At 74.6% G+C, this 26,574-nt stretch carries 25 protein-coding genes; 10 read left to right on the forward strand and 15 right to left on the reverse strand.

Annotation, left to right across the window (positions count from 1 at the left end; all coding sequences use genetic code 11):
* Window position 1: 1 nt before the first annotated feature.
* A complete protein-coding gene (locus tag ACFQ8E_RS12590; RefSeq protein ID WP_430550900.1) occupies window positions 2-871 on the reverse strand; it encodes an EamA family transporter in 870 nt (289 codons plus the stop codon).
* Window positions 872-900: 29 nt separating this feature from the next.
* Window positions 901-1,683, reverse strand: a complete 783-nt coding sequence (locus ACFQ8E_RS12595) for an alpha/beta fold hydrolase (RefSeq protein WP_430550901.1) — start codon at window positions 1,681-1,683, stop codon at window positions 901-903.
* Window positions 1,684-1,744: 61 nt separating this feature from the next.
* On the opposite strand from ACFQ8E_RS12595, the gene ACFQ8E_RS12600 reads away from it, so the two are divergent.
* Window positions 1,745-2,347: a TetR/AcrR family transcriptional regulator gene (locus ACFQ8E_RS12600; RefSeq protein WP_430550902.1), complete on the forward strand. Its 603-nt coding sequence runs from the start codon at window positions 1,745-1,747 to the stop codon at window positions 2,345-2,347.
* Window positions 2,348-2,391: 44 nt separating this feature from the next.
* On the opposite strand, the gene ACFQ8E_RS12605 is transcribed toward ACFQ8E_RS12600, so the two are convergent.
* From ACFQ8E_RS12605 to ACFQ8E_RS12620, 4 genes are read right to left on the reverse strand one after another with little or no spacing between them, the layout of a single operon-like run.
* The gene (locus tag ACFQ8E_RS12605; RefSeq protein ID WP_430550903.1) at window positions 2,392-3,060 is read right to left on the reverse strand and encodes an ATP-binding cassette domain-containing protein; all 669 of its coding nucleotides are present in this window, start codon (window positions 3,058-3,060) and stop codon (window positions 2,392-2,394) included.
* A complete protein-coding gene (locus ACFQ8E_RS12610) occupies window positions 3,044-4,825 on the reverse strand; it encodes a dipeptide/oligopeptide/nickel ABC transporter permease/ATP-binding protein (RefSeq protein ID WP_430550904.1) in 1,782 nt (593 codons plus the stop codon). Before ACFQ8E_RS12610 ends, ACFQ8E_RS12605 begins: the two co-directional genes overlap by 17 nt.
* Window positions 4,818-5,816: an ABC transporter permease gene (locus ACFQ8E_RS12615; RefSeq protein ID WP_430550905.1), complete on the reverse strand. Its 999-nt coding sequence runs from the start codon at window positions 5,814-5,816 to the stop codon at window positions 4,818-4,820. Before ACFQ8E_RS12615 ends, ACFQ8E_RS12610 begins: the two co-directional genes overlap by 8 nt.
* A gap of 16 nt (window positions 5,817-5,832) precedes the next feature.
* The gene (locus tag ACFQ8E_RS12620) at window positions 5,833-7,476 is read right to left on the reverse strand and encodes an ABC transporter substrate-binding protein (RefSeq protein ID WP_430550906.1); all 1,644 of its coding nucleotides are present in this window, start codon (window positions 7,474-7,476) and stop codon (window positions 5,833-5,835) included.
* A 260-nt stretch (window positions 7,477-7,736) separates the two neighbouring features.
* On the opposite strand from ACFQ8E_RS12620, the gene ACFQ8E_RS12625 reads away from it, so the two are divergent.
* The 3 genes from ACFQ8E_RS12625 to ACFQ8E_RS12635 are packed head-to-tail and all read left to right on the forward strand — an operon-like array spanning window position 7,737 to window position 10,458.
* Complete coding sequence (locus ACFQ8E_RS12625) at window positions 7,737-8,666, forward strand: ABC transporter substrate-binding protein (protein WP_430550907.1); 930 nt, start codon at window positions 7,737-7,739, stop codon at window positions 8,664-8,666.
* 5 nt (window positions 8,667-8,671) lie between these two features.
* Window positions 8,672-9,652: an amino acid ABC transporter permease gene (locus ACFQ8E_RS12630; RefSeq protein ID WP_430550908.1), complete on the forward strand. Its 981-nt coding sequence runs from the start codon at window positions 8,672-8,674 to the stop codon at window positions 9,650-9,652.
* Complete coding sequence (locus ACFQ8E_RS12635; protein WP_430550909.1) at window positions 9,649-10,458, forward strand: amino acid ABC transporter ATP-binding protein; 810 nt, start codon at window positions 9,649-9,651, stop codon at window positions 10,456-10,458. Before ACFQ8E_RS12630 ends, ACFQ8E_RS12635 begins: the two co-directional genes overlap by 4 nt.
* A gap of 50 nt (window positions 10,459-10,508) precedes the next feature.
* Here the strand turns inward: ACFQ8E_RS12635 and ACFQ8E_RS12640 are convergent, their stop codons facing one another.
* Window positions 10,509-10,937: a hypothetical protein gene (locus ACFQ8E_RS12640; RefSeq protein ID WP_430550910.1), complete on the reverse strand. Its 429-nt coding sequence runs from the start codon at window positions 10,935-10,937 to the stop codon at window positions 10,509-10,511.
* A 28-nt stretch (window positions 10,938-10,965) separates the two neighbouring features.
* On the reverse strand, window positions 10,966-11,706 hold the full coding sequence (locus ACFQ8E_RS12645; protein WP_430550911.1) for a hypothetical protein: 741 nt from the start codon (window positions 11,704-11,706) through the stop codon (window positions 10,966-10,968).
* A gap of 121 nt (window positions 11,707-11,827) precedes the next feature.
* On the opposite strand from ACFQ8E_RS12645, the gene ACFQ8E_RS12650 reads away from it, so the two are divergent.
* Complete coding sequence (locus ACFQ8E_RS12650) at window positions 11,828-12,361, forward strand: RNA polymerase sigma factor (protein WP_430550912.1); 534 nt, start codon at window positions 11,828-11,830, stop codon at window positions 12,359-12,361.
* Entirely contained in the window at window positions 12,358-13,137 is a 780-nt protein-coding gene (locus tag ACFQ8E_RS12655; protein ID WP_430550913.1) for a hypothetical protein, read from the forward strand. The genes ACFQ8E_RS12650 and ACFQ8E_RS12655 overlap by 4 nt, the downstream gene beginning before the upstream one ends.
* A gap of 30 nt (window positions 13,138-13,167) precedes the next feature.
* Here the strand turns inward: ACFQ8E_RS12655 and ACFQ8E_RS12660 are convergent, their stop codons facing one another.
* The 3 genes from ACFQ8E_RS12660 to ACFQ8E_RS12670 all read right to left on the reverse strand — a co-directional run bounded on the left by ACFQ8E_RS12660 (window position 13,168) and on the right by ACFQ8E_RS12670 (window position 16,172).
* Complete coding sequence (locus ACFQ8E_RS12660) at window positions 13,168-14,223, reverse strand: excalibur calcium-binding domain-containing protein (protein WP_430550914.1); 1,056 nt, start codon at window positions 14,221-14,223, stop codon at window positions 13,168-13,170.
* Between the two features lie 105 nt (window positions 14,224-14,328).
* Window positions 14,329-15,519, reverse strand: a complete 1,191-nt coding sequence (locus ACFQ8E_RS12665; protein WP_430550915.1) for an MFS transporter — start codon at window positions 15,517-15,519, stop codon at window positions 14,329-14,331.
* Window positions 15,516-16,172 (reverse strand): GntR family transcriptional regulator, encoded by a 657-nt coding sequence (locus tag ACFQ8E_RS12670; protein WP_430550916.1) that lies wholly within the window; start codon window positions 16,170-16,172, stop codon window positions 15,516-15,518. Before ACFQ8E_RS12670 ends, ACFQ8E_RS12665 begins: the two co-directional genes overlap by 4 nt.
* 103 nt (window positions 16,173-16,275) lie before the next feature.
* On the opposite strand from ACFQ8E_RS12670, the gene ACFQ8E_RS12675 reads away from it, so the two are divergent.
* Window positions 16,276-19,998 (forward strand): TM0106 family RecB-like putative nuclease, encoded by a 3,723-nt coding sequence (locus ACFQ8E_RS12675; protein ID WP_430550917.1) that lies wholly within the window; start codon window positions 16,276-16,278, stop codon window positions 19,996-19,998.
* Here ACFQ8E_RS12675 and ACFQ8E_RS12680 read toward each other — a convergent pair.
* Both ACFQ8E_RS12680 and ACFQ8E_RS12685 read right to left on the reverse strand, forming a co-directional pair.
* On the reverse strand, window positions 19,995-20,780 hold the full coding sequence (locus tag ACFQ8E_RS12680; protein ID WP_430550918.1) for a hypothetical protein: 786 nt from the start codon (window positions 20,778-20,780) through the stop codon (window positions 19,995-19,997). The two genes, ACFQ8E_RS12675 and ACFQ8E_RS12680, sit on opposite strands and share 4 nt — an antisense overlap.
* Before the next feature lie 119 nt (window positions 20,781-20,899).
* Window positions 20,900-21,103: a transcription antiterminator/RNA stability regulator CspE gene (locus ACFQ8E_RS12685; RefSeq protein ID WP_079576569.1), complete on the reverse strand. Its 204-nt coding sequence runs from the start codon at window positions 21,101-21,103 to the stop codon at window positions 20,900-20,902.
* A 280-nt stretch (window positions 21,104-21,383) separates the two neighbouring features.
* On the opposite strand from ACFQ8E_RS12685, the gene ACFQ8E_RS12690 reads away from it, so the two are divergent.
* From ACFQ8E_RS12690 to ACFQ8E_RS12700, 3 genes are all read left to right on the forward strand, one after another.
* Complete coding sequence (locus tag ACFQ8E_RS12690) at window positions 21,384-22,238, forward strand: aldo/keto reductase (RefSeq protein WP_430550919.1); 855 nt, start codon at window positions 21,384-21,386, stop codon at window positions 22,236-22,238.
* 161 nt (window positions 22,239-22,399) lie between these two features.
* Complete coding sequence (locus ACFQ8E_RS12695) at window positions 22,400-23,689, forward strand: ABC transporter substrate-binding protein (RefSeq protein ID WP_430550920.1); 1,290 nt, start codon at window positions 22,400-22,402, stop codon at window positions 23,687-23,689.
* A 340-nt stretch (window positions 23,690-24,029) separates the two neighbouring features.
* Entirely contained in the window at window positions 24,030-24,659 is a 630-nt protein-coding gene (locus ACFQ8E_RS12700; protein ID WP_430550921.1) for a hypothetical protein, read from the forward strand.
* 152 nt (window positions 24,660-24,811) lie between these two features.
* Here the strand turns inward: ACFQ8E_RS12700 and ACFQ8E_RS12705 are convergent, their stop codons facing one another.
* Window positions 24,812-25,597: an ABC transporter ATP-binding protein gene (locus ACFQ8E_RS12705; protein WP_430550922.1), complete on the reverse strand. Its 786-nt coding sequence runs from the start codon at window positions 25,595-25,597 to the stop codon at window positions 24,812-24,814.
* Window positions 25,594-26,574 carry an ABC transporter ATP-binding protein gene (locus tag ACFQ8E_RS12710; RefSeq protein ID WP_430550923.1) on the reverse strand — a complete coding sequence of 327 codons (981 nt, stop codon included), beginning with the start codon at window positions 26,572-26,574 and terminating at the stop codon, window positions 25,594-25,596. Before ACFQ8E_RS12710 ends, ACFQ8E_RS12705 begins: the two co-directional genes overlap by 4 nt.

Consider the following 26,574-nt stretch of genomic DNA (forward strand, 5'->3'; position numbering starts at 1 on the left):
CTCAGAGCGCGAGCAACGCGATGCCGGCCACGACGACGAGCGACCCGACGATCTTCACGGCCGGCCGCGGCTCCTTGAACAGCCACCACGCGAGCAGCGTGCCCACGACGATGCTCGACTCGCGGGCCGGCGCCACCAGGGCGATCGGCGACGTCTGCATCGCGACCAGCACGAGGATGTACCCCAGCGGCGACAGCACCGCGACCAGCGCGATCGCCCGGACGTGCTGCCGGCTCATGCGGACCGCCTCCGCGCGGCGGCCGCGGTCGCGCAGCACCGGCGCCAGCGTGAGCGACTGCCACACGGCGTTGCACGCGAAGTAGGCCACCGGGTCGAGGGCGAGCGTCGTGACGGCGTGCCCGTCCCAGAGCGTGTACGCGGCGATGGCGGCGCCGGTCGCGAGACCCCAGCGGACCCCCGCGAGGCCTCGCGACGCGTCCACGCCCGACGCGCCGGAGCTCGCGACCACCGCCACGCCCGCGATCACGACGAGGCCGCCCACCACGTTGACGGCGTCGACGTGCTCGCCGAGCACCACCAGCGCCACGAACATCGTCAGCAGCGGGCCCGTGCCGCGCGCCGTGGGGTAGACGATGCCCAGGTCGGCGCGGGCGTAGCCGGTGTTGAGGGCCACACCGTAGAGGTTGTGCAGCACGCCGGAGACCGCACCGGCGAGCAGGAGGGCGCCGAGGTCGGGCCAGCCGTCGCGGGCCAGGATCACCAGGCCCACCGGCACCCACAGCACCGCCGACGCCGTGGCGTAGAGCCAGACGAAGACGCGCGAGTCGCCGGTGACGCTCTTGGCGGCGACGTTCCAGATCGCGTGCAGCACCGCCGCCGTCAGCACGAGCGCGATGGAGGCCGGGGTCACCGGGTGACCGTACCCGCCGACCCTGCTCGCTACGTCGTCGTGACCGTCGCCGTGCCGGTGATCCACGCGGCGAGCTGCCGCGGCGCGTCGAGGTGTGCCAGGTGACCCTGCCCGGGGAGCACGTGCGTCGTCGCGTGGGGAACGACCCGTCGGACGTCGTCGAACGTCGTCCCGTACGGCGGTCGGCCCCGGTGGGCCCCGCCGACGACGAGGTCGACGCGGCCCGCCCGGCCCGCCAGCCCCTCCGGCAGGGCCGTGGCGTTCAGGGCGGCGGTCTCGGCGTGCACCGGTGCGGCGAGCCGCGTCATCGTCGCCCAGGCGGTCGGGTCGGCCCGCAGGGCCGCGACGTCCTGGGCCTCCAGGCGGGAGATCCGGCCGAGGACGATCTCGACGGTGGCGTCGTCGTCCTCGTCCGCCGCGGCCTGCCCGAGCGCGGCGAGCGCGTCGGCCCCGAACGGCCGGGCGACCGGGTCGTAGGCGACGACGTGCGGCACCGGCTCGTTGCCCGCGAGGTGCAGCGCGATCAGGCCCCCGTAGCTCCAGCCGAACAGCGTGCGGACGCGCGTGAACCCGCGGAGCACGGCGGAGAGGTCGTCGAGCTCGGTCCGCAGCGAGTAGCCGGTAGGGAGGGGGCTCGACGGGTGCCGGCCCCGGCGGTTCACGACGGCGACCGTCGCCCAGCCCTCCAGGGCCCGCGCGACCGGGCCCCAGAGGGCGGCGTCGCTCAGGACCCCCGGGACCAGCACGATCGCGTCGTCGTCGGGCTCCCCGTAGACGTCGACGGCGACCCGGCCGCCGTCCCGCACGGTCACCCATTTCTGTAGCGTTCGCTCCATAACTCGGATTCTGCATCGATCGCTCTAGAATCACAAGGTGCCCACCCGAGCCGCCGGACGCCCCCGTACCTTCGACCGCGACCTCGCGCTGCGGGACGCGGCGCGTCTCTTCTGGCGGCACGGCTACTCCGGCACGTCGACGCGCATGCTCACCACGGCCCTCGGGATCTCCAGCTCGAGCCTCTACGCCGCCTTCGGCTCCAAGGAGCGGCTGTTCGACGAGGCCGTGCGCGCCCACACGGGCCGGTACGGGGACGTCTACGCGCGCGCCGTCCAGGAACCGGACCTGGCCGGGGTGATCGAGCGGGTCCTCGTCGGCTCCGTCGACGAGTTCACCCGGCCGGACGACCAGCCCGGGTGCCTCACGACGAGCGCCGCGATGGCGGACACGTCGGCGACGCTGGACGTCCGGGCCTTCGTCGTCGAGGCGCAGGGGGCCGACGAGGCGCTGCTCCGCGCCCGGGTCGAGCGGGCGGTCGTGGACGGCGACGCGCCGGCGGGCACGGACGCGGGGACCCTGACCGGGCTGGTCCAGACGCTCTGGCACGGCCTCGCGGTCCGCGCCGAGCTGGGTGCCGGCCGCGAGGAGCTCCGCGCTGCCGCCCGCCTCGCCGCGGCGCGGCTCGCGCCGCCGACGTAGCGATTCGTCGCCGTCAGCGCGCAGGACGACGACGATTCGCTACGTCACCTGGCTACGTCACCTGGCAGCAGCACCCGCTCGTCGGCGAGCGCGTCGACCAGCGGGTGGTCGTGGGAGACCAGCAGCACGCCGGCGCCGGCGGCGGCGAGCTCCCGCAGCACCTGCGCGACGGCGGCGGTGGTGGCGGCGTCGAGCATGGCGGTGGGCTCGTCGGCGACGAGGTAGCGCGGCGCGGCCAGCAGCGCGCGGGCGAGGCAGGCGCGCTGGAGCTGGCCGACGGAGACCTGCGCCGGGAGGCGGCCCAGCAGGTCCGGCGTCAGGCCGACCCGGCGCGCGGCGCCCGCCACCCGCGCCCGCCCGGCCGAGGCACCGCGCTCGCGGCGCGGCAGCGGCTCCGCGACGATCGCGCCGAGCGTCAGCCGCGGGCTCGTCGCCGCCCACGGCGACTGGTGCAGCAGCCCGACGACGCCGGTCATGCGGCCCCGCCGCGTCGGCACGGGCTCGCCGTCCACGAGGACGGCGCCCTCCTGCGCCGGCTGCAGCCCGCACAGGATGCGCCCGAGCGACGACTTCCCCGCCCCCGAGGGGCCGGACAGCCCGACGATCCGCCCCGGCTCGACGGCGAGGCTCACGCGGTCCAGCACCGGGGTGCCGGCCGGGCGCGGGGCGCCGGCGGGGTACCAGCAGCTCACGCCGTCAGCGACGAGCGCCATCAGGCACCTCCTCCTCGACGACGTGCGCGGCCTGGCCGGCGGCCCCGAGCCGGTCGGCGAACGACGTCGCCGGGTCGAGGTCCGTCAGCTCGGGCGGGGTGCCGGGGACGGGCACGAGCCCGCGCGACGGCAGCGCACCGAGCAGCGCGGCCGTGTAGTCGTGGCGCGGCGCGCGCAGCACGGCGCCGGTGCCGCCCTCCTCGACCACCCGGCCCGCGTACATGACCGCGAGCCGGTCCGCGACGCCCGACGTCTCCAGCGCCTGCAGGTCGTGGGTGACGAGCAGGACGGCGGTGCCGGCGTCGGCGACCTCGCGCAGCAGGCCCAGCACCTGCGCGGCGAGCTCGGGGTCGAGGCCCGCGGTGGGCTCGTCGGCGAGGAGCACGGCCGGGTCGCCGGCCAGCGCCGCGGCGAGGGCGGCGCGCTGCGCCATCCCGCCGGAGAGCTCGTGCGGGTACCGGTCGCCGTCGTCCGGACGGAGCCCGACGCGGGCCAGCAGGTCGGGCACGGTCGACTCCGGGTCCTCGGACGCCGCCCCGAGCGCCGCGAGCGTCTCGGCGAGCTGCGCGCCGACGGTGCGCACGGGGGTGAACGAGGCGGCGGCGGACTGCATCGACAGCCCCACCACCCGACCCCGCAGGTCCCGCCAGCGGCGCTCGGGCGCGCCGAGCAGCTCGTCGCCCGCCACCCGGACCGACCCCGTGGCGCGGGTGCCGGGCGGCAGCAGCCCGCACAGCGCCGACGCGAGCACGGACTTGCCGCAGCCCGCCTCGCCGACCAGCGCGGTGATCTCGCCGGCGCGCAGCGTCAGGTCGACGTCGGTGGCGGCGTGCACCCACCGCCCGCCCGCGGGCAGCCGCAGCGTGAGGCCGCGCACCCGCACGACGGGCGCGTCGTCCGCCGTCGCCGTGGGGCGGTGAGCGGGCGTCCCGCCCCCTCGAGGCCCGGACAGGGGGCCGGACGCCCGCTCGCGGCGATCGACCGGCTGCCGGGCCGCGCGCGCGACGCCGGACACGGCCAGCGTGGTCAGCACGAGCACGCCGGCGGGGAAGGCGAGCGTCCACCAGGCTCCGGTGAGCACGTCGCCGCGGGCGATCTCGAGCAGGGTGCCGAGGCTCGCACGGTCGGGCGGCAGGCCCAGGCCGAGGAAGCTCAGCGTGGCCTCGTGCCAGACGGCGTGGGGCACCAGCATGACCAGCGCGACGAGCGCCTGCGGGGACGCGGCGGGGACCAGGTGCTCGCGGGCCACCTGCCTGCGGGTGGCGCCCGCCAGGTACGCGGCGTCGACGTACGCCGACGACCGCACCGCCAGCATCTCGGCCCGCACCACGCGCGCGACCTGGGGCCAGTGCGTCACCGCGATCGACGCCATGATCGCGACGAGCGAGCCCGGGAAGAACGCGACGACCACGATGCCGAGCAGCAGGTGCGGCAGCGCGTTCACGCCGTCCGTCGCCCGCATCACGGCGGCGTCGACCAGGCCGCCGCGCGCCGCGGCGACGGCCCCGACGGTCACGCCCACCGCGACGGCGACGGCGGCGCACCCGAGCGCGACGACCAGCGACACGCGCAGCCCCTGCGCCACGCGCACGAACAGGTCGTGGCCGGAGTGGTCGGTGCCGAACGGGTGCGCGAGGCTCGGCGGTCGCAGCGCGGCGCCGAAGTCGACCGACGTCGGGCCCGCGAGCAGGGGCACCAGGACGGCGTACGCGACCAGGAGCGCGAGGAGGATCGCGGGCGGCAGGAACCGGCGGGCGTCACGCATCGACGACCACCCGCGGGTCGAGCAGCAGCTGCGCGACGTCGGCGAGGTAGGAGCCGATCAGCACGGCCGCCGTCGTCACGACCGTCAGCGCCGCGAGGAGCGCCAGGTCGAGCGCCTGCGCGGACGACACGACGGCGCCGGCGATGCCGGGCCAGCCGAAGACCTCCTCCACCAGCACGGCCCCGACGACGAGCTCCGGCACGCGCGCGCCCACCACCATGACGAGCGGGCCGAGCGAGACCGGCAGCACGTGCCGGGTCAGCACCGTGCGCGGGGGCAGGCCCCGGGCACGCGCGCCGCGCACGGCGTCGGACGCCGCGGCGCGGGCGGCGGCGGTGCGGACGCCGAGCAGCATCCAGGGCAGCATCGTCGCGGCGAGCACCGCGGCCGGGAGGGCGAGGTGCGCCGCCACGCCCGCGACGGTCGGCAGGGCGCCGGGCTCGGCGACGCCCGCCACGGGTGCCGCCCGGAGGGTGACCGCGAAGACCAGCACCGCGCCGAGCGCCACGACGAACGGCGGCACGGACTGCAGCAGCACGGCGAGCCCGCTGAGCGCGGCGTCGAGCCGCCCGCCGGGCCGCGTGCCCGCGACCAGCCCCAGCACGACGCCCAGCACGAGGGCGATCGCCAGCGCCGTCCCGGACAGGAGCAGCGTCCACCCGACCCGCTGCGCGAACACGTCCGCGACCGGCATCGTGAACACGCGCGACCAGCCCAGGTCGCCGTGCAGCAGGTCGCCCGCCCAGGCGAGCCAGCCCTGCCACCACGGGAGGTCGAGGCCGAGCGTGCTGCTCAGCGCCGCCCGGTCGGCCGCCGACGTGTCCTGGTAGCGCGCGCCGAGGTACGCGGCGAGCGGGTCGAGCGGCGAGTGCTCGGCCAGCACGAACACCAGCGCGGAGACGGCGAGCAGCACGGGCACCCCGAACGCGGCGGCGCGCAGCGTGACGCGGCGCAGGTCGCCCGACCGGCGCGCGAGGGCCGCGGCCCTCATCGCAGGCCCCGGCCGCTCACCGCCGCCAGCCCGCGACGTGCCACCACGGGCCCCACGAGACGCCGTGCGCGTGCGGCTCCAGCACCAGCGGTCCGCGGTCCCAGCCGGTCCCGGCGTCGTCGTCCCGCGTCACGTACGTGTGCTCGACGAACGCGAGGAACACGTGCGTCGGGTGCTGCACGTACGCCTCCTGGACGGCCCGGTACGCGGCGGTGCGCTCGCCGGGGTCGAGGCTGGCGCGGGCGCGGTCGAGCTGCGCGTCGACGCCGGGGATCTCGACGTCCCCGGGGTTGTCGTAGGGGGACGTGTCGTCGGCGCGCGTGTGCAGCACGTCGAACAGCTGGGTGTCGAGGTCGTACGGGCGCTCGCCGCCGCCCAGCAGGATCGCGGCGTCCGCGAGGTGCCGGTCCAGCTCGGGCCAGTCGCCGCCGCGCAGCGTGACGTCGACCCCGATCGTCGCCATGTCGGCGGCGAAGGCGGCCGCCATGTCGCGGCGCAGGCTGTCGGACGCCAGGTAGTAGAGGTCGAACTCCGCCCGCTCGCCGGCCCGGGCGCGGACGCCGTCGGCGGCGGGCCGCCAGCCCGCGTCGTCGAGCAGCCGCTCCGCGCGGGCCCCGTCGAAGGGGAACGTGGCGTCGGCGGCGAACGCGTCACCGTAGACGGCGCTGACGGGCGTCGCGGCGGGGCTGCCGTGGCCGGCGAGCACGCCGTCCACGATCGTGGCCCGGTCGACGGCGAGGTTCATCGCCCGGCGCGCGGCGGGGTCGCTCGCGAACGCGTTCTCGACCGGCAGCGAGACGCCGCGCCAGTCCGCCGTCCGCACCGGCTGCACCCGCAGCCCGTCCTCGTCCTCGAACGACGCGGCCAGCACGGGCGGCAGCACCGTGCCGTCGACGTCGCCCGCCCGGACCCGCTGGGCGCGCGCGTTGTCGTCCGGCAGGTACAGCGTGACGAGCTCGGTGACCTGGGGCGCTCCGCCCCAGTAGCCGGGGTTGGCGGCGAACACCGCCTGGTCGGCGTCGAGGCGCGTGAGCAGGTACGGGCCGGTGCCCACCGGCTCGGTGTTGAGCGTGGAGTCGCGGGCCGGGCCGCCGTCGAGCCGCTCCGACGGCGCGATCCCCAGCGTCAGCCGCGACGCGAACGCCGAGTACGGGTGCGTGAGCGTGAACCGGACGTGCCGGTCGTCGGTCGCCGCGACCGACCCGATCATCCGGTACGCGCCCGCCACCTCGGACGCCGATTCCGGGTCGAGCACCGCCTCGTACGTCGCGACCACGTCGGCGGCGTCGAGGGTCGTGCCGTCGGAGAAGGTCACGCCCTCGCGCAGCGTCACGTCCCACACCGTGCTGTCGTCGCTCACGGCCGGCGCCTCGGCGGCCAGCGCGGGCTCCAGCTCGGGCAGGCGGTCGTCGCCCGACGACGCGGGGCGCAGCAGCCCGTCGTAGAGCGGGGAGACACCCAGCTCGCCGTACCCGTTGACCGGGTTGTAGCCGCCCAGCGGCTGCGCGTCGGCGAGCACCACGCGCGTGCCGTCGCCGCCGTCGTCGCCCCCGCCGCCGGCCGACGTCGCGCAGCCCGACAGGCCGACGGCGACGGCGAGGCCGCCGAGGGCGAGCCTCGAGGCGGGCGTGGCGAGGGACGACGGACGGGTGCGCGGCATGCATCACTCCTGGGACGAGATCGGGCAGGCGAGACGAGGCCGCGGCGGCGCGGCCGACAAGGGGGGCACCCGCTCGACCGGCGACGTCGCCGGTCCGGACCGCGCAGGAGGCGGGAGCCGGGGTGCGGTCCGAGTGTAAGGGTGGAGGCATGCCCCGGAACGGGCCCCGCGAGTCGGGTTCGTCACCAGGCGGTTTGGAGAATAATTCCTCGGGCTGCATACTCATGCATCGACCCCCCGCACGATCCTCGGAGCCCACCATGCGCACCCGCCACACCCTCGCGGCGACCGTCGTCACCTCGGCCGTCGCCGTCCTCGCCCTCACGGGCTGCACCACGGCCTCGCAGGACCTCGGCCAGACGCCGGGCGCGTCCGAGGACAGCACCTCCGCCGCCGTCGACCTCGACGCGATCCAGAAGGACGACGCCGTCGCCGCGCTGGTCCCGGACGCCGTGGCCGAGGACGGCAAGCTCACGCTCGGCTCGAACCTCCAGTACGCGCCGGTCGAGTTCCTCGACGCGGACGGCACGACGCCGGTGGGCATCGACATCGACATCGCGACGGCGCTCGCCAGGACGATGGGCCTGGAGCTGCAGGTCGAGAACGCGGGCTTCGACTCGATCATCCCCGCCATCGGCAGCAAGTACGAGGCGGGCATGTCGGCGTTCTCGGTCACGCCCGAGCGCCTCGAGACGGTCAACATGGTCAGCTACTTCACCGCGGGCTCGCAGTACGCCGTGGCGAAGGGCAACCCGGAGGGCGTCTCGCCCGACGACCTGTGCGGCGTGAGCGTCGGCGTACAGACCGGCACCATCCAGCAGGACGAGCTGGCCGAGCTCAGCAAGGCCTGCACGGACGAGGGCAAGGAGGCCGTCGACGTGCTGCCCTACGACTCGCAGTCCGACGTCACGACCAACCTCGCCGGCGGCAAGCTCCAGGCCATGTACGCGGACTCGCCGATCATCGCCTACGCCGTCGAGCAGACCGGCGGCTCCGTCGAGGCGCTGGGCGAGATCACGGACGCCGCACCGTACGGCGTCGTCGTCGCCAAGGACGACGAGGAGCTCGCGAAGGCCGTCCAGGCCGGGCTCCAGAAGCTCATGGACGACGGCGTGCTCGCCCAGGTCGCCGACACCTGGGGCTCCGGCGCGGCCGTGCTCGACACGGCCGAGCTGAACCCGGCAGGCTGAACCGCATGGAAGACCGACCGTCCGGCCAGCTGCCGGAGCCCCTGCACGCCCGGCCGGTGCCCCGGCCGGGCAGGTGGGTGTCGGCCGTGGTCGTCCTCGTCCTCGTGGCGATGGCCGTCAACGCGCTCGTCACCAACCCCAACTTCCGCTGGGACACGGTCTGGCTCTACCTGCGCGACGTCGTCGTCGTGCGGGGCGTGGGCTGGACGCTCGTCCTCACGTTCGGCTCGATGGCGATCGCCATCGTGCTGGCCGTGCTGCTGGCGGTGATGCGGCGCAGCGACAACCCCGTGATGCGGTCGGTGTCGTGGTTCTGGATCTGGTTCTTCCGCGGCACCCCGATCTACACGCAGCTCGTGTTCTGGGGCCTGCTGTCGGTGCTGTACCCGCGGCTGTCCCTCGGCATCCCGTTCGGTCCGGAGTTCTGGACCTTCACCACCCAGGACGTCATCACGGCGTTCTGGGCGGCGCTGATCGGCCTCGCGTTCAACGAGTCCGCGTACCTGGCGGAGATCGTCCGCGCCGGCCTGTCGTCGGTGGACCCCGGCCAGACGGAGGCCGCGAAGGCGCTCGGCATGAAGGACGCCAAGATCCTGCGCCGCATCGTGCTGCCGCAGGCGATGCGCGTCATCGTGCCGCCCACGGGCAACGAGACCATCTCCATGCTCAAGACGACGTCGCTGGTGCTGGCGATCCCGTTCACGCTCGAGCTCACCTACGCCACCAACCAGATCGGCAGCCGCATCTTCCAGCCGATCCCGCTGCTCATCGTCGCCGCGCTCTGGTACCTGCTCATCACGTCGGTGCTCATGATCGGCCAGCACTATCTCGAGCGGTACTACGGCCGCGGGTTCGACGGCGGCCGCACCGGTCGTGGTGGGCCCGGCGGGCGTGGCCCCCGGGCCGGCCGCAAGCCGCGCAAGCAGGACCTCATCGGCGCGTCCGGCACCACCAAGGACGACCCCTTCCTGGAGGTGACCCCATGACCGCGACGAGCGAGAGCGCGGGCGCGACCGGCGCCGTGATGGTCGAGGTCCGCGACGTGCACAAGGTGTTCGGCCGCGGCCACGACGGCGTGCACGTGCTCAAGGGCGTCTCCCTCGACGTCCCGCGGGGCTCGGTGACCGTGGTGCTGGGGCCGTCCGGCTCCGGCAAGTCCACGCTGCTGCGCTGCGTGAACGAGCTCGAGGAGATCACCGCCGGGTCCATCCACGTGGGCGGCGACCTCATGGGCTACCGCCGCGACGACAAGGGCGTGCTGCACCGCCTGCACCCCAAGGTGATCGCGAAGCAGCGCTCCCGCATCGGGATGGTGTTCCAGCGCTTCCACCTGTTCCCGCACAAGACGGCGCTGGAGAACGTCATGGAGGCGCCCGTCCAGGTGCGCGGGCTGTCCAGGGCGGAGGCCCGCCGCCAGGGTCTGGAGCTCCTCGACCGGGTGGGCCTCGGTGAGCGGGCGCAGTTCTACCCGGCGCAGCTGTCGGGCGGCCAGCAGCAGCGCGTCGCGATCGCGCGGGCGCTCGCCATGGATCCCGAGCTCATGCTCTTCGACGAGCCCACCTCCGCGCTCGATCCCGAGCTCGTGGGCGAGGTGCTCGCCGTCATGCAGGACCTGGCGCGCTCCGGCATGACGATGATCGTCGTGACGCACGAGATCGGGTTCGCCCGCGAGGTCGCCGACCATGTCGTCTTCATGGACGACGGCGTCATCGTCGAGGAGGGTGCGCCCGCCGACGTGCTGGACAACCCCTCCGAGCCGCGCCTGCGGGACTTCCTCGCCCACGTGCTCTGACGGGGGCTCTGGCGGGACCCTGACGGGGCTCTGGCGGGACGGTCGCGCCGTCAGACGGCCGGCGTCCACGGGGGCGGGCCCGGCCGGGCCAGGCGCGGGGCGCGCACCACGGCGACGACCCACAGGGCCAGAGCGGCCGCCGCGGCGAGGGCCCACCCGCCGACGACCTGGCGCGCGAGGTCGCGGCACGCCAGGCGGTCGGCGAGCGCGACACCCTCGTCCGTCATGTCGAGGCTGTCGTCGAGGAGTCCCGCAGCCGCCGACCCCGACATGCAGGTGACCCCGTCGATCAGGACGGGGGACAGCACCAGCCACCAGCCGACGCCGAGCACGGCGAACGCCAGCACCGTGACGGCGACGAGCCCGCCGCCGACGTGCCGGCGTCGGCGCACGGCGACGACGATCGTGACGACGGGGACGGCGACCAGCAGCACCGTCCACACGACGAAGACCGCCACGCCCAGCCGGTCGCTCGTCATCGGGCACCTTCCGTCGTCGGTCGGGGCGTCAGAGCACCGAGCAGACGCCGCCCCAGTCGGTGTGGCCGATGGTGACCTTCTTCCAGATGTGCGCGGAGTAGCCGCCGGCCGAGGTGCGCGTCTTGGAGATGGTGCGTGTGTCGCCGTTGCTCCACGTGCTGGTGCCGCCGGTCAGCCAGGTGGTGCCGGTGGGGCAGCCGCTCGCGCCGGACGAGACGCGGTAGATGCGCAGGAACCCGGTCACGGAGCCCGACCCGCGGTACTGCCACGACGCGTAGATGCGGCTGCCGCTCTTCGACAGGCACATGGTGCCCGGGCCGGACGTGGACGCGCACCGGTTGCCGGACGGCAGCGCCAGGGTGCTCGCCCCGGACGCCGCGGACCGCGAGGCCGTGTCGCCGGCGACGGCGGTCGCGGCGTCGCCGCAGTCCTCGAGCAGGTCGACGCGGTGCGTCGCGAGGTCGGCGGGCGCGCCCATCGCGACGTTGTAGTCGCGGTCGACCTCGTCGGAGATCGTGACGTCCTGCAGGGTGCACCCGCGAGCCTCCGAGTCGGCCGCCCAGTCGGTGGCCTCGGCGGCGGCGCGCTCCTGCGCGGCCCACGCCTCCCACTCGTCCGCGGGGCTGCCGGGTGCGGGCACGCCGGGCAGGTTCTCCTCCGTGGGCGCGGCCTGCGACGGGGCGACCGCCGTGAGCGTCACCCCCAGCGCGAGAGCGGCGACGCCCAGACCTGCGGCGATGTTCTTCCTGACGGTCCTGCCTCGGCTCATGTCGCTCCTCGGTTGGGCTCCGGCGCGCTGGTGCGGCGTCGTCGTCGACCCCCGCGGTGACTACGGTGTAGCACTCGGGGGGTTGGCGGCAACTCCACTGGTAGGACGGAAAGGTTTCATCGTGGACGACGCCCGCGCCCGTGAGCTGCTGACGCAGATGTGGGTGGAGCAGCACGAGGTGGTCACACGATTCGTGGCGCGTCGGGTGGAGGCGGGGCTGGTGGACGACGTCGTGTCGGAGACGTTCCTGGTCGCCTGGCGCCGTCTCGGCGACGTGCCCGACGACCCGAAGCCGTGGCTGCTCGGCGTCGCCCGCAACGTGCTCGCGACCCACCTGCGCACGCACGGCCGCTGGCGGGCCCTGGGCGTCCGGCTCGAGCGGGAGCCGGAGGCGGGCAAGGAGGGCACCGACGACCTCGCCGCCGACCGGACCGACCTGCGCCGGGCCTGGGAGATGCTCTCCGACGCGGACCGGGAGGTCATCGCGCTGGTCGCGTGGGACGGGCTCACCGCCGTCGAGGGCGCCAAGGTCCTCGGGATCCGGCCGTCCACGTTCTCCGTCCGGTTGACCCGGGCCCGGAAGCGGCTGCTGGCCTACTCGGGCCTGAAGCCCGACACCGCCGACGTCCTGCGCAACCTCCAGGAGGCGCGATGAAGTCCCCCATGATGGTCGACCTCGCCGACCTCGACCCGGCGCGCGACCTCCGCGCGCCCGGCCGCCCCGACGACGAGGCGCTCCAGGCGATCCTCGGCACGGCGCGGCGAGCCACCCCGATCCGTCGCTCCGCGCGCCCCGCCGTCCTGGCGGGTGCCGCGGCCGCCGCCGTGGTGGCGGTGGCCGGCGTCGCCACGGTGTGGTGGCCGGGGTCGCAGGCCGCGTACGCGTCGTGGACCTCCGTCCCCGCCACCGTGGCTCCGGACGCGATGGAGGCCGACGCGCAGGCGTGCGGCACGGTGGCGCACCGGATCACCGAGGGCGACGACGGCCCGCAGGTCGAGAGCGTGCCGATCAGCCCGGTCCTGGCCGAGCAGCGCGGCGACTACACGTACGTGCTGCTCACGGGCGACAGCGCCATCGGCGAGTGCCTGGTCACCACGCAGGCCTCCGGCGCGACCGACGTCGTCGCGGGGGACGCCGTGCTGAGGTCCGTGCCCGGCGAGCCCGGGCCGCGCGACGTCACGACCGTCCAGACCGGCACCGCGTCCTGGTCCGAGGGCGACACCGGCGACGGCGCGCTCACCTCCGCCTACGGGCGCGCTGGGTCCGACGTCGCGTCGTTCGCGCTCACCACCACCTCGGGCGAGCGCGTCGAGGCCACCGTCCAGGACGGCTGGTGGGCGGTCTGGGCGCCCGGGGAGGCGTCGCTGCGCCCCACCGCGGAGCTCACGTTCACCGACGGCGCCCGCGCGGAGGTCGTCGTCGGCCGATGAGCTCTCGCGGGTCCGTCCGGCCCGTCGCGCCTACTCGCCGTCCTCGCAGGCGATGCCGTTGCCGTTGGGGTCGAGCGCGCCACGGTAGGCGGGCTGGCCGTTCTGGATGGGCGCGGCGCCGGCCTGGCGGGCGGCGTTGCAGTCCCAGTAGAACCACGCGGAGTCCTGCTGCTGCTGCTCCTGCTGCTTCTGCTGCTCGGCCTGCTGCTGGTTCTGGGTCTGCTGGTCCTCGAACGCCTTCTTCTGGCTCGCGAGCTCGGTCTCCGCGGCCTCGGCAGCCTGCTCGCGCTCCTTCAGCGACTCCTCGCGCTTCTGGAGGTCGTCCTTCTGGGCGCTGAGGTCCTGGCGCTGCTGGTCCACCTCGGCCTGGGCCTGCTCGGCCGCGGCCTCCATGCGGTCGGCGTCCACGAGCGCCTGCGCGGCGTCCGAGCTGCGCACCATCGAGATGGAGACGCCGAGGATGCAGCCGAGGGCCAGGCACGCGACGGCGACGCCGGCGATCAGCGGGCCACCCCGCTTGCCGCGCCCGCGGGAGCCGGCGCGCGTGCGACCGGCCGAGAGCTCGGCCTCGGCCTCGTCCGCGGCCTGGCGCGCCGCCCGCCGCCCGCTGCTGGTGCGGATCCGGTCACCGACGGTGCGGAGCGCGGCGGAGACGGTCGCGACGGCTCCGCGGTCCTCCTCGGCGCCGGGGTGGCCGTACGGGGGAGCGGCGGCCGGGATCGCCGCGGGCGGCGCGGGCGGCGGGGGCGGCGGGGCCGAGACGGTCGCGACCGGGGCGCCGTACGTCGCCGTGGGCGCCGGGGGCGACGGCGGCTGCGGGGGCTGCGGGGGCGACGGGGGCTGCGGGGGCATGGCTGCGACGGTGGTCACGGCGGCCGGTGCGTACGTGACCGAGGCGGGTACGGGGGCCATGACGGTGGTCGCCTCGGCCGGGGTCTCGGGGCGCGCCGGACGCGCGGCGTCGTCCACCCAGTACTCCCAGCCCTGGGGTGCGGGCGGCCACGCGGGGTCGGGGACCCACCCCGCGTCGGGCCGGAACCCCGGGGGTACCCGCCATCCCGGGGGCGGGTTGAATCGCACAGCCATGACACTCCTTGGTCGTCGAGCGGCACCCACTATGTCGGAAACCGCCCTCCCCGGTCCATGCGCCCGCGATGCGTCAGGGACCGGGACGGGGTCGACGACGGCCGGTCAGGCCCCCGGGAGGTGCTTGCGGTAGTGCGCGACCACGACGCCCGTGGACACCGCGCCGAGCGCCACGAGGACGACGAAGAGCTGCGTCGTCGTGAACGGCGGGGTGATGGCGGCCATGATCGCGGGCGTGAGGAAGCCGGCGTACGCGACGGCGTAGAACACGCCCGTGAGGCCGGCGAGGTGGCGCGGCCCGGCGATGCGCTGCACCTCCAGGAGCCCTGACGACAGGCCGATCCCCATGCCCGCGCCACCCACGACGGCGGCCCCGACGCCCCACCACGGGGAGCCGGACACGACCACCGCGCCGACGCACGCCACCGCGAGCGTGAGGGCCCCGGCGGCGACGGCCAGCCCGCGCGCGGAGTCGACGGCGTCGAGCCGCTTGGCGGCGGGCTGCACCACGGCGGCCACGCCGAGCGCCACCACGGTGAGCAACGTGGCGTACGCCACGCCGAAACCCTGCGTCTGGTCGCGCAGCAGGACCGGCGCGTACCCGTAGGTGAGCGCCGCGACGACGAAGATCCACGGCGCGACGACCGCGACCACCCGCGTGAACCGGAGGTGGCCCGCCGGGGGCACCCGCAGCCCGCGCCACCACGGCCCGGCCTCGCCGCCGAACGCGTTCGACTCCGGCGTGCGGAGCACGACCAGCAGGAACGGTGCCGTGACGACCAGGTGCACCACGAACGGCAGCGCCTCGGGCCACGGGCCCCACTGCGCCAGCGCGCCCGCGACGAGCGCGCCCAGGGCGGACCCGAGCGTGAACGCGAGGGACGCGCGGCGCGCGCCCGAGCCGGCGTCCGCCCCTCGGTCGTAGGGCACCTGCGAGAGCTCCTTGATCCAGCTCGTGCCGACCGATGTCGCCGTCCCGACCGTGATGCCGGCGAGCAGCCGCCCCACGTAGATCGGGACGGGGCCGAGGACGCCGAGCGCGAGCACGGCGCTCGCGACCATGCCGCAGACGGTCCCCACGAGCATCACGGGGCGGCGGCCGAACCGGTCGGAGAGCGTCCCGGCGACGAGCAGCGCGGGCGCGAGGCCGAGCACGTACACGCCGAGGAACGCGTTGACGGTGGCGTCGCCGTACCCCTGCACCTCCTCGTACATGAGCAGCACGGGTGTGAACTGGTTGCCGGCCCACGAGGAGACGAACAGCGCGGCGAACGCGCCGAGCCACGGGCGCCTCACAGGATGCCCCGGTGCCGGCGGACGTGGTCGTGCAGCAGGTCGCAGTACGTGTCGGCGTCGCCCTGCTCGACGGCGGCGAGCATCGCCTCGTGCTCGGCGAGCGCGGCCGCGACCTCGTCCGCCCCGACGTGCAGGTGCTGGAACATGAGCCGCAGCTGCCGGTCGCGCAGCAGCCCCATGAACTGGATCGCCGTCTGGTTGCGCGACGCCCGGACGAGCACGCCGTGGAACGCCGAGTCGGCCACGACGAACGCCTGGACGTCGTCCGCGGCGGCCGCGCGTCGCTGCGTGTCGAGGTGCGTGCGCAGCTCGCCGACGACGGCAGCCGCAGGTCGCCCGTGAGCCAGCGCGCGGCGGGCGGTCGAACGCTCGACGGCCTCGCGCATCTCGAGCACGTCGCGCGCCTCGTCGGGGGCCATCGGCACGACGGCGGCCCCCCGCCGCGGCGCGACGGCGAGCAGCCGCTCGGCGTCGAGCCGCAGGAACGCCTCATGCACGGGGGTGCGGCTGATGCCGAGCTCCGCCGCGACGTCGCCCTCGGACAGCAGCACGCCGCCGGCCGCCTCCCCCGAGAGGATCTTCGCCTTGGTGTGCTGGTACGCGCGCTCGGCGGCGCTGAGCGGCGGCGCGGGGGGCGCGGAGGGTTCTGTCACCCGAGGCAACCTACGCTTGCATCCAACTTGCATGCAAGCGATCGAGCGGTGCCGGCCACGAGCCGGGCCAAGGACTGTCGGTCGCCGCTGGTAGACCGGGGGCATGTTCCTCCTGGACGCGGACCGCACCACGGACGGCGGCGGCGAACCCGCCGTCGTGCACTCCGCGAGCGATCTGGTGGTGGCCGCCGAGTGCGAGTTCCGGCTGCTGCGCCGCCTCGACGAGCTGCTCGGCCGGGTGCCGCGGCGCGAGCGCGAGGCCGACGTGATGCTCGAGCGGACCGCGGCCCTGGGCGACGCGCACGAGCGCCGGGTGCTGGACGAGTACGTGGCCCGGTTCGGGCGCTCGGACGGCGGGCCGGGCGGCGTCGTCGAGGTCGGGCCGCCGGCCCGACTCACGCGGGAAGGGCTGGAGGCGGCGCACGGCGCGACCCTCGCGGCGATCGAGGCGGGCGCGGACGTCGTCGCGCAGGCGACGTTCTTCGACGGCGAGTTCCACGGCCGGGCCGACTTCCTGGTCCGCGACCCGCTGGGCGACCTCGACGTCGGTCCGGGGCGTCCGGGGGAGCATGCCGCCGCCGCGCTGCCGCGCTACGCCGTCCTCGAGACCAAGCTGGCGCGGCGGGCCAAGGTGACCGCGCTGCTGCAGCTCGCGGCGTACGCCGACCAGCTCGCCGCCGCGCACGTCGACCCGACGGACACCGTCCACCTGGTGCTCGGCACCCGCGTCACCAGCTCCCACCGGCTCGCCGAGCTGTTGCCCGTGCTCCAGCAGCGGCGGGCCCGGCTGCGGGAGGTCGTCGCCGCGCACCGTGCCGACGACGGCCCCCTGGCCTGGGGCGACGAGCGGTTCACCGCCTGCGGCCGGTGCCCCGCCTGTGCCGAGGAGGCTGCCGCGCACCGCGACGTCCTGCTCGTCGGGGGTGTCTACGAGCAGCAGCGTGCACGCCTCCTCGCGGGCGGCATCACCACCATCGACGAGCTCGCGAAGGCCGAGGACCCGCCCGCCGGGATGCCGGCCCGCGGCTTCGAGCGCGTGCGCGACCAGGCACGGTTGCAGCTCGGCACGGGGGAGTGGGACGGCGAGGTGGGCTACGACGACCACGGCGAGCCCGCCACGATCCGCTGGCAGCTGCCCGACACGTCCGCGGTGCGCCGGCTGCCGCCGCCCAGCCCGGGCGACGTCTTCTTCGACTTCGAGGGCGACCCCCTGTGGTCCGACCCGCAGGGCGAGCAGTGGGGGCAGCAGACCGGGCTCGACTACCTGTTCGGCCTGGTCGAGCGGCCCGAGGCCGCGGGGGAGGCCCCGCCGTTCCGCGCGTTCTGGGCCCACGACCTGGCACAGGAACGGCAGGCCCTGGTCGACTTCGTGGACTACCTCGCCGAGCGGCGGCGACGGTACCCGGACCTGCACGTCTACCACTACGCGTCGTACGAGCGGGTGCACCTGCTGTCCATCGCCGCCCGGCACGGCGTCTACGAGGAGGAGGTGGACCAGCTGCTGCGCGACGGCGTGCTGGTGGACCTCTACGCCGTCGTGCGGTCGTCGCTGCGGATCTCCGACCGCTCCAAGTCGATCAAGAAGCTCGAGCCGCTGTACATGGGCGACGAGCTGCGGTCGGGCGACGTCACCACCGCGGCGGCGTCCATCGTCGCCTACGCCGAATACACGGCCCTGCGCGACGCCGGCCGTGGCGGCGAGGCCGACGCCCTGCTGCGCGACATCGCCGACTACAACCGGTACGACTGCGTCTCCACCCTGCGGCTGTTCGACTGGCTGCGCGGGGCGGCCGACGTGGTCGACGCCCGGGCCGCCGAGGGCGCCCCCTCGGCCGAGGCTGCGGTCCCGTCGCCGGTCGAGCCCACCGAGCCGGTCGAGCCCGCCCCCGAGACGCCGCGGCAGGCGGCGACGCGCGAGTCGCGCGAGCGACGGCTGGGCCTGGAGGCCGAGGTGCGCGAGCGGGTCGGCGAGGACCGCGGCGCCCGCGACGACGAGGCGCAGGCGCTCGCGATGATCGGTGCGTCGCTGGGCTACTGGCGCCGGGAGAGCAAGCCGTTCTGGCACGAGCACTACTCGCGGCTCGAGCTGCCGCCGGACGAGTGGCAGGGCCGCCGGAACACGTTTCACGTGGAACGCGCGACCGTGGTCCAGGACTGGCTCGTCGAGGACGGGCGGCGCGCGCCGGCGCGGGTGCTGGAGCTGGTCGGCCGGCTGTCGGAGGGCTCCGAGCTGGGCGCCGGCGCGGTGCCGTTCGTCCTCTACGACGACCCCGCGCCCGTCGCGGTGACCGTGCCGGCGAACGCCGTGCGCGGGTTCCACGGCGGCGCGACGATCGTCGACGCCGTCCGGCGGCAGACCGAGGCGGGTGAGCGCGACGTCCTGCTGCTGCGCGAGCAGGTCCGTGTCGGCGCGGAGACGTTCGACGCCCTGCCGATGGCGCTCACCCCGTCGAGCGGGCCGCGCGCCGACCCGCAGGAGCAGGCGCTCGAGGACCAGGCGACGCGCGCGCTCGCGGCGTGGGACGCCGATCGCGCGCTGCCCGACGGCCCGGCCACGGACCTGCTGCGCCGCCGGCCACCGCGTCTGACCAGGGGAGGGGCGCTGCCCGACGTCGTCGACGGCGACTTCACCACCGCGGTGCTCGCCGCGACGCGCGACCTCGACCGCTCCTACCTCGCGGTACAGGGGCCGCCCGGCACCGGCAAGACGCACGTCGGCTCGCACGTCGTCGCAGCGCTGGTCGCCGAGGGCTGGCGGGTGGGCGTCGTCGCGCAGTCGCACGCGGCGGTGGAGAACATGCTGCGCGCCGTCGTCGAGAAGGCCGGCGTCCCCGCCGAGCGGGTAGCCAGGAAGCGGCCGTCCGACACGGCCCCGCACGCCCCGTCGGACGCCGCGGTGTGCGCGGAGCTGCCGGGCGACGACCTGGCCGAGTTCTCCCGCCGCGGCCCGGGCGTCGTCGGCGGCACGGCCTGGGACTTCGCGCACCCCGGCCGCTGGCCGGACGACGACCTCGACCTGCTGGTCGTGGACGAGGCCGGCCAGTTCTCCCTCGCGTCCACGATCGCGGTCTCCCGGTCCGCACGTCGCCTGCTGCTCCTGGGGGACCCGCAGCAGCTGCCGCAGGTCAGCCGCGGGCGTCACCCCGAGCCCGTCGACCGGTCGGCGCTCGGCTGGCTCGCGGACGGCCGCGACGTGCTGCCGCCGGGGCTCGGCTACTTCCTGGCGCGGTCGTGGCGGATGCACCCCGCCCTCTGCGAGGCGGTGTCCCAGCTCGCGTACGAGGGGCGGCTGGGGGCCCACGAGACCGCGGCCCGGCGCCGGCTCGACGGCGTGGCCCCCGGAGTGCACCACGTGCCCGTCCGGCACGTGGGCCGCGGCGTCGCGTCGCCCGAGGAGGCGCAGGAGGTGGTGCGGCAGGCGGCAGGCGTCGTCGGGCGTGCCTGGACCTCGGGTGCCGGGCAGCCCGCACGCCCGCTGGAGCCGCGTGACGTCGTCGTGCTCGCCGCCTACAACGCCCAGGTGTGGGCCGTGCGGCGCGCGCTCGACGACGCCGGGCTCGACGGCGTGCGGGTGGGCACGGTCGACCGGTTCCAGGGCACCGAGGCGCCCGTCGCGATCGTCACGCTCGCGGCGTCCTCCCCGCACGACGTCCCGCGCGGCACCGGGTTCCTGCTGTCCCGGCACCGGGTCAACGTGGCCGTCTCCCGCGGGCAGTGGTGCGCGATCGTCGTGCGGTCGCCCGAGCTCACGGACTACCTGCCGCACACCCCTGAGGGGCTCGGCCGCCTCGGCGCCTTCCTCGGGCTGTGCGAGCGGGCGGTCTAGAACCCGCCGAAGTCGCCTCCGCCGAAGTCCCCGCCGAAGTCGCCGAAGCCGCCCGCGTCACCGCCGCCGTCGTACCCGGGGTCGGCGCCCGAGGCCTCCGAGTACCCGGCGTCGCCGCCGGCGTCCGCCCCTGCGTCGCCCCCGGCCTCGCCGCCCCCGGCCTCGCCGCCCTCGGCTCCCGCCTCGGAGCCGGCGTCGCCGGCGAAGTCCTGCGACGGGTCGCCGAAGGCCGGGCCGAAGAGGGCGTTCGCCACGGCCGAGCCGATGACCACGCCCGCGACGGTGCCGAGCAGGCTGGAGCCGACCATCGAGCCGAAGCCCGGACCACGCGCGCCGGAGCCGCCCTGGCCGCGGAACGACTGCTCCAGCGTGCCGGGCCGGCGCATCTCGGCCCGGGTGGCCATGCGGGCGAGGGACTGCGGGTCGTCGGAGGTGGCCCGCTCGTTCGCGGGGAGGTCGGAGCCGACGTCCTCGAGCACGCGGCGCCGCTGCTCCGGCGTCAGGCGGGCGAACGCCTCGGCGTGCGCCTGCTCGACGGCGTCCGGCGGCGCGGTGCGCAGCAGGTAGCGGTAGCGCTCGACGGCCACCTCGTCGGGGTCGCGGTGTGCGGCGGGGCCGCCGGCGCCGGGCCGGCCGGCGGGCTGCTGGCCGGGGTACGGCGCGTAGCCGTGCTTCCCCGGCGCCTCACCCGTGTGCGGCCGGGCGTCGTCGGGCCGGCCTGGCACGCCGTGGTACGTGCGCTCGTCGTGAGTTCTGCCGAGGAGTCGGTCGAGGAATCCCATGACGGTCCAACGATCGCGTCGGGGCGGGCGTTCCCGCCAACGACGACGGCCCGCACCCCGACGAGCGAGGTGCGGGCCGTGCGACTCACGCGGCCGGCGTCAGCCGGCCGGGAGCGAGATCAGAGCGGGCGGACGTTCTCCGCCTGCGGGCCCTTCGGGCCCTGCGTGACGTCGAACTCCACGCGCTGCTCCTCGTCCAGGGACCGGTAGCCCTGGGACTGGATGGCGGAGAAGTGGACGAACACGTCGGCCGAGCCGTCCTCGGGGGCGATGAAGCCGTAGCCCTTCTCGCTGTTGAACCACTTCACGGTTCCGGTGGCCATGCTTACTCCTTCAAGAGGTGTCGACGACCTCGACCGTCGAGATCGCGCATCACGGTGAATCGTCGTCAACTCTTGAGACCAAGGTCCGCCGGGTGACCGCACCAGTCCTTCCGATGCGATCGCCGTGGCGCGGACGGGAACCGTCCGGATCGAGCGAGGCACTGCAACGGGGACAACGGTACGCGAGCGCGAGCACGGGCACCAGTGTTGCCGCACGGGCTGTCCACAGGGTGGTCACCCCGGTGGACGCGAGGTCGGGGGCGGCCGATACAAAGGAGTCATGACCACTTCCCCCGTGCCCTCCCTGCCCCTGTCCGGCGACGTCGAGATCCCCCAGGTCGGTCTCGGTGTCTTCCAGGTGCCCGACGACGGCACCCAGGCCAACGTCGAGCAGGCGCTCGAGCTCGGCTACCGGCACGTCGACACCGCCGCCGGCTACTACAACGAGGCGGGCGTCGGCGCGGCGCTGCGCGCGTCGGGCCTCCCCCGCGAGGACGTCTTCGTCACCACCAAGCTCCGCAACGGCGACCAGGGGTACGAGCAGGCGCTGCGCGCGTTCGAGGACTCCCGCCGCGCGCTCGGCGTCGACCAGGTCGACCTGTACCTGATCCACTGGCCGGTGCCGAGCAAGGACCTGTACGTCGAGACGTGGCGCGCGTTCGAGAAGCTGCTCGCCGAGGGCGCCGTGCGCGCGATCGGGGTGTCCAACTTCCTGGTCGAGCACCTCGACCGTCTCGTCGCGGAGACCGACGTCATGCCCGCGGTGAACCAGGTCGAGGTGCACCCCACCTTCCAGCAGACCGCGGTGCAGCAGCGCTGCCGCGAGCTCGGCGTCGCCGTCGAGGCGTACTCGCCGCTCGGTCGCGGGGCCGACCTCGACGCGCCGGCCGTCGTCGCCGCCGCGACGGAGCTCGGCGTCACGCCCGCGCAGGTCGTGCTGCGGTGGGCGGTGCAGCAGGGGCGGATCGTCATCCCCAAGTCGCTGTCCGCCGAGCGGCAGGCCACGAACCTGGACGTCTTCTCGTTCGAGCTGTCGGCCGCGCAGGTGGCGTCGATCGACGCCCTGGAGTCCGGTGTCGAGGGGCGCACGGGGGCGGACCCGGCCACCGCGTCGTTCACGCAGTTCCGCGCCTGATGCGGGGCCGCGAGAGGCCGAGTGTGACCTAGATAACAGGTTCGTCACGATCTGCAGGGAGTGACCCGCGCGACACGTCGGCGACATACAGTCTCGCTACGTTCAGCGGCACTGAATGCGGTGTTGAGCCGCGAATGTCCTACCTCCAAAAGGGGAACAGCATGATCCGACGCACCACGGCCGCCAAGGGCTTGGCCCTCGCGGCAGTCCTCAGCCTCGGCCTCGCAGCCTGCGCCTCGTCCGACGGCGGGAGCGGCGACAGCAGCGAGGGCGGCGGCGGCTCGGCCGAGCCGTTGAAGATCGGCACGATCCTGCCGGTCACGGGCACCCTCGCCTTCCTCGGGCCGCCGGAGATCGCCGGCGTCGGTCTGGCGATCGACGACATCAACGCCGCCGGCGGCGTCCTCGGCAACGACGTCAGCGTCGAGTGGGGCGACTCCGGCGACAGCACCGACCTCTCGGTGGCGACCAGCACGGCGACCGACCTCATCGGCAAGGGCGTCTCCGTCGCCATCGGCGCGGCGTCCTCCGCGGTGTCCCTCGGCGTGGTCGACCAGTTCGCCGAGGCCAGCGTCATGCAGATCTCGCCCGCGAACACGGCGGCGGACCTGTCGGGGTACGGCGAGTTCTTCGCACGCACCGCCCCGCCGGACACCGTCCAGGGGCCGGCGCACGCCGACCTCATCATGGGTGACGGCCACTGCAAGGTCGGCTTCCTCGTGCAGAACGAGGCCTACGGCAACGGCCTGCGCGACTACATCCAGGAGGCGCTCGAGGCCGGTGGGTGCGAGGCGGTCTACGGCGGCAACGGCGAGGGCCACGAGTTCGCGCCGGGCGAGACGAACTTCGGCGCCCAGGTGACCGACCTGCTCGCGCAGAAGCCCGACGCCATCTCGATCGTCGCGTTCGAGGAGACCACCGCCATCGTCAACGAGCTCGTGGCGCAGGGCTGGGACTTCGACGGCACCACGTACTTCGTCGACGGCAACCTCTCCAACTACGGCGACGACTTCGACCCGGGCACCCTCGAGGGCGTCCAGGGCACGCTGCCCGGCGCGCAGGCCGACGACGCCTTCCGCGAGCAGCTGCAGACGTGGTACTCGGAGAACGAGAGCGGCGAGCTCAACGACTTCTCCTACTCCGCCGAGTCGTACGACGCTGTCGTCCTCGCCGCGCTCGCGGCGGTCAAGGGCGACGGCACCGACGGCGCCACGATCTCGAAGAACATCCGTGCGGTGTCGGGTGCCGACGGCGGCACCGAGGTCACGTCGTTCGAGGAGGGCGTCAAGGCGCTCGAGGCCGGCGACGACATCAACTACGTCGGCAAGTCCGGCATCGGGCCGCTCAACGACTCGAACGACCCGACGTCCGCGTTCATCGGCATCTACAAGTACGGCGCCGACAACACCTACACCTACCAGCGGCAGATCGAGGGCAAGATCGAGGAGTGATCCTCGCTCGCTGACCTCGGCACGACGACGGCCCGGACGCTCGCACAGAGCGGCCGGGCCGTCGTCGTGCCGAGGTAGTCCAGATCGTGCCGAGGTAGTCCAGATCGTGCCGAGGTAGCACGTGTCGTGCCGAGGTAGTTCAACTTTCCGCGAGGTAGTCCGAGGACGTTGTGCCAGATCTCTGCGCCTCAGACGCTGCCCACAGGCAGGGCTTGTCCACGAACAGCCGATCCGCGAGGGAGGAACGCCGCATTCGGCAGGGTCGTCGCGCGACGGTTCATCCATGAGAGAGGCCGAACACCTTCCTGCGATCAGGCGCATCACCGGAATCCTCGAGAGCATGAACGCTCCCGGCTCGCCGTTGCCCACGATGCTCTCGGCAGACGCCACGCACCCGCCCCTCGTGCCGGACGCGCTGGAGCTCGTCCCGGCCGACGACGTCGTCGTGCCGCCCTCCCACGAGGAGGCGATCCTCGCCCTGGTGCGCGAGGTGGCAGACGGCACCGCGGCGCCGCTGTGGTTCAGCCACGAGACCGCGGCGATGCTTCACGGGGCGTGGACGTATCGCACGCCGCAGCTCGTGCACCTCACGCGCGAAGGGAACCCCCACGTGGACGGGGAGGGCGAACCGTCGGTGCGTCGTCACCACACGCCGATGCCGCAGCAGGACCGGGCCGACGTCCGCGGCATCCCGGTGACGTCGCTCGCGCGCACGCTGGTCGACTGCATCCGTGCCCTCCCGCGCGACGGCGCGCTGGTCGCGTGCGACTCGCTGTTCCGCCGCGGTGCCGACCCGGCGGAGGTCTCCCGCATCGTGTCCGCGTCCCGGGGCAAGCGGGGCGAGGCCGCCGGGTGGATGGTCGTCCGGGTCCGGTGGGAGGAGCTGGACGACCTGGCGGCGCTGGAGCAGCGCCTGCGCCGCGCGTACCTCGTCGCTCGGCGTCGTGCCTTGCTCGGGCTGACCGCCTGAACGACGACCGATCCTCCCGCGGCAACGGCGGCGGCTGCTCTGTTGAGCGGCCGCCGCCGTACTCGCGAGGTGCCTCCCTGGCCGGGCCCGAACTACCTCGGCCCGAATCGAACTACCTCGGCGCGATGCGAACTACCTCGGCGGGGGTGGGGCTACTTCGTGTCCTCGGCGAGGGAGCCGAGGTACAGGGAGATGACCTTCGGGTCGGACTGCAGCTCGCGCCCCGTGCCGGTGTACGCGTCCTTGCCCTGGTCGAGCACGTAGCCGCGGTCGCAGATCTGCAGGCAGCGGCGGGCGTTCTGCTCCACCATGATGATCGACACGCCGGCCTTGTTGATCATCCGGGTGCGCAGGAACGTCTCGTCCTGACGCACCGGGGACAGGCCTGCCGAGGGCTCGTCGAGCAGCAGCACCGACGGGTTCATCATGAGCGCCCGGGCCATGGCCACCATCTGCCGCTCGCCTCCGGACATGGCGCCCGCCCGCTGGGTGCGGCGCTCGTGCAGCACGGGGAACAGGTCGCGGATGAACGACCAGCGCTCGTCGAAGACCCTCGGGCGCAGGTACACCCCCATCCGCATGTTCTCCTCGACCGACAACGACGGGAAGACGTTGTTGGTCTGCGGCACGAACCCGACGCCGCGCGCCACGAGGGTGTTCGCCTTCATCCCGGTGATGTCCTCACCGCCGAGGGTCACGGTGCCGGAGTGGATCTTGACCAGCCCGAACAACGCCTTGAGCAGCGTGGACTTGCCGGCACCGTTGGGGCCGATGATGCCGACCAGCTCGCCCTTGCCCACCTCGATCGAGCAGCCGTCGAGGATGTGCACCCCGGGCAGGTAGCCCGCGACGAGGTTGTCGGCCCGCAGCAGGAGCTCCTTCCCCTCGGGGACGCCGCCGGGGTGCGCGGGGGTCGTGAGTGTCGAGGTGTCGCTCATCGCTTCTCCTCCTCGGCCTCGAGGCGGGCCAGGATCTCGGGGTCGAGCAGGGAGTCGTCGCCCAGGTCGGTGTCGTGGTGGGCGCCGAGGTACGCGTCGACCACGGCCTGGTCCTGCATGACGGTCGCCGGCGGGCCCTCGGCCACGATCCGGCCCTCCGCCATCACCACCACCCAGTCGGAGATGTGCCGCACGGCATGCATGTCGTGCTCGACGAACAGGACCGTCATGCCCTCGTCCCGCAGCGCCTGCACGTGCCCCAGGAGGGACTGCACGAGGGCGGGGTTCACGCCCGCCATCGGCTCGTCGAGCATGATCATCGTCGGGTCGGTCATGAGGGCGCGCGCCATCTCGAGCAGCTTGCGCTGCCCGCCGGACAGCGACCCGGCGAAGTCGTCGGCCTTCGCGTCGAGCTTGAACCGGGCGAGGATCTCCATCGCCTTCTCGGTGGCGGCCTTCTCGTGCCCCTGCCAGGTGAACGGCAGCCAGGAGAGCCAGAAGCGCTCGCCGGGGTTCTTCGGGGACGCGAGCAGCATGTTCTGCAGCACCGTGAGCCGCGACAGCGCCTTGGTGAGCTGGAACGTGCGCACCATCCCCTGCTGGGCGACGCGAGCCCCGCTCTTGCCGGCGAGCGACTTCCCCTCGAAGCTCCAGCGCCCGCTCTCGGGGGTGTCGAAGCCGGTGAGCAGGTTGAAGAACGTCGTCTTGCCGGCGCCGTTGGGGCCGATGAGCGCCGTGATGGCGCCGCGCTGCACCTCGAGGTGTGCGACGTCGACCGCCGTCATGCCGCCGAAGCGGCGCACGACGTCGTCGGCCACGAGGATGGCGTCCGGCTTGGGTGCCCCGACGACGGGCTCGACCTGCGCGAGGTCGTCGCGCGCCTCGGTGGCGACGGCGGAGGTGGGGGCGACGGCGGCCGCGGCCGCCGCGTCGACGACGGACTCGGGCTGGTCGCCGGCTGTGGTCTCTTCGGACAT

It is taken from the genome of Isoptericola sp. NPDC056573 (assembly GCF_042793335.1).
Classification (GTDB): Bacteria; Actinomycetota; Actinomycetes; order Actinomycetales; family Cellulomonadaceae; genus Isoptericola.